Source organism: Massilia orientalis (assembly GCF_030411975.2).
Lineage (GTDB): Bacteria > Pseudomonadota > Gammaproteobacteria > Burkholderiales > Burkholderiaceae_D > Telluria > Telluria orientalis.
The window spans coordinates 1-1,840 of the sequence record NZ_JASNRB020000072.1; the positions used below are offsets into that span (position 1 = coordinate 1).

Below are 1,840 nucleotides of genomic sequence, written 5' to 3' on the forward strand. Positions count from 1 at the left end.
TTGGTCGGGATGCCGCCCATCTGGTAGTGGATGGTCGGGACGACCGGGATCGGTTCCTTCGTCGCGTCGACGTTGGCGAACTTGTGGCCGATCTCGAGAATCGACGGCAGGCGCTTGCGGATCGTGTCCGCGCCGATATGGCGCAGGTCCAGCAGCACGTGGTCCTTGTTCGGGCCCACGCCGCGGCCTTCCTTGATCTCCTGGTCCATCGAACGCGAGACGAAGTCGCGCGGCGCCAGGTCCTTCAGGGTCGGCGCGTAGCGCTCCATGAAGCGTTCGCCGTTGCTGTTGATGAGGATACCGCCCTCGCCGCGCACGCCTTCCGTGATCAGGACGCCCGCGCCGGCCACGCCGGTCGGGTGGAACTGCCAGAACTCCATGTCCTGCAGCGGGATGCCGGCACGTGCCGCCATGCCCAGGCCGTCGCCGGTGTTGATGAAGGCGTTGGTCGACGCGGCGAAGATACGGCCCGCGCCGCCCGTGGCGAAGACGGTCGTTTTCGCCTGCAGCATCATGACGTCGCCCGTTTCCATTTCCAGCGCGACGACGCCGAGGACGTCGCCGTCGGCGTTACGGACCAGGTCCAGCGCCTGCCATTCGACGAAGAAGTGCGTGCGCGAGCGGACGTTACGTTGATACAGCGTGTGCAGCAGCGCGTGGCCGGTACGGTCGGCGGCGGCGCAGGCGCGCTGCACCGGCTTCTCGCCGAAGTTCGCGGTGTGGCCGCCGAACGGACGCTGGTAGATCGTGCCGTCCGGGTTGCGGTCGAACGGCATGCCGAAGTGTTCGAGCTCGTACACGACCTTCGGGGCTTCGCGGCACATGAATTCGATGGCGTCCTGGTCGCCCAGGTAGTCCGACCCTTTCACGGTGTCGAACATGTGCCAGTACCAGTCGTCCTCGCTCATGTTGCCGAGCGAGGCGCCGATGCCGCCTTGCGCTGCCACGGTGTGCGAACGGGTCGGGAACACTTTCGACAGCACGGCCACGTTCAGGCCCGCTTCGGACAGTTGCAGCGCCGCGCGCAGGCCGGAACCGCCGGCGCCGACGATGACGACGTCGAAATGGCGGACGGGGATGTTGGTGTTGATTGCTGCCACGATTACACGCTCCAGAGAATTTGCACAGTCCAGGCGGCGCAGGCGAGCAGCCAGAGCACCGTGGCGATCTGCAAGGTCAGGCGGATGCCGACCGGTTTGACGTAGTCCATCCAGATGTCACGGATGCCCACCCACACGTGGTAGAACAGGCCGAAGAACGTGACCATCGTGAAGAGCTTGAACCACTGGCGGGCGAACAGGCCGGCCCAGCCTTCGTACGTAAAATTCTGGCCGGTCAGGAACGAGACCAGCAGGATGACGGTGAAGACGACCATCACGATGGCGGTGACGCGCTGGGCGAGCCAGTCGCGCATGCCGTAGTGCGCGCCGACGACGAGGCGGCGCTGTCCGATATTCTTGGGGGTAGCCATGATTAAAACACTCCGAACAGTTTGAGGGCGACCAGCAGGGTCAGGACCAGGCTGACGACCAGCACGTAGCGCGCGGTGCGCTGCGCCGCGTCCTTGTCCAGGGCCATGTGGTTGTCCATGAACAGGTGGCGGATACCGGCGCAGAAGTGGTGCAGGTAGCCCCAGGACAGGCCCAGGATGACGATCCTGGTGAACGGATGGCTGACGATCCCGGCGAAGTGCGCGAACGAGATCTCGGAACGGAGGCTCTGCTCGAACAGGTAGAGCAGGAACGGCAGGAAGAGGAACAGCACGAAGCCGCTGATACGGTGCAGGATCGACACGATGGCCGACGGCGGCTGCTTGTAGTTCATCGTGATGTCCGTAATG

3 protein-coding genes are annotated in these 1,840 nt (G+C 64.7%); all 3 read right to left on the minus strand.

The genetic code is table 11. The annotated features are described in order from the left end of the window. Positions 1-1,100: FAD-dependent oxidoreductase (locus QPK29_RS33385; RefSeq protein WP_400189962.1), on the minus strand; the 1,100-nt coding region annotated here is incomplete at its 3' end. Between the two features lie 2 nt (positions 1,101-1,102). Then, the gene (sdhD, locus tag QPK29_RS33390) at positions 1,103-1,471 is read right to left on the minus strand and encodes a succinate dehydrogenase, hydrophobic membrane anchor protein (protein WP_056132064.1); all 369 of its coding nucleotides are present in this window, start codon (positions 1,469-1,471) and stop codon (positions 1,103-1,105) included. A 2-nt stretch (positions 1,472-1,473) separates the two neighbouring features. Then, positions 1,474-1,839, minus strand: a complete 366-nt coding sequence (gene sdhC / locus QPK29_RS33395) for a succinate dehydrogenase, cytochrome b556 subunit (protein ID WP_400189963.1) — start codon at positions 1,837-1,839, stop codon at positions 1,474-1,476. Position 1,840 lies beyond the last annotated feature (1 nt).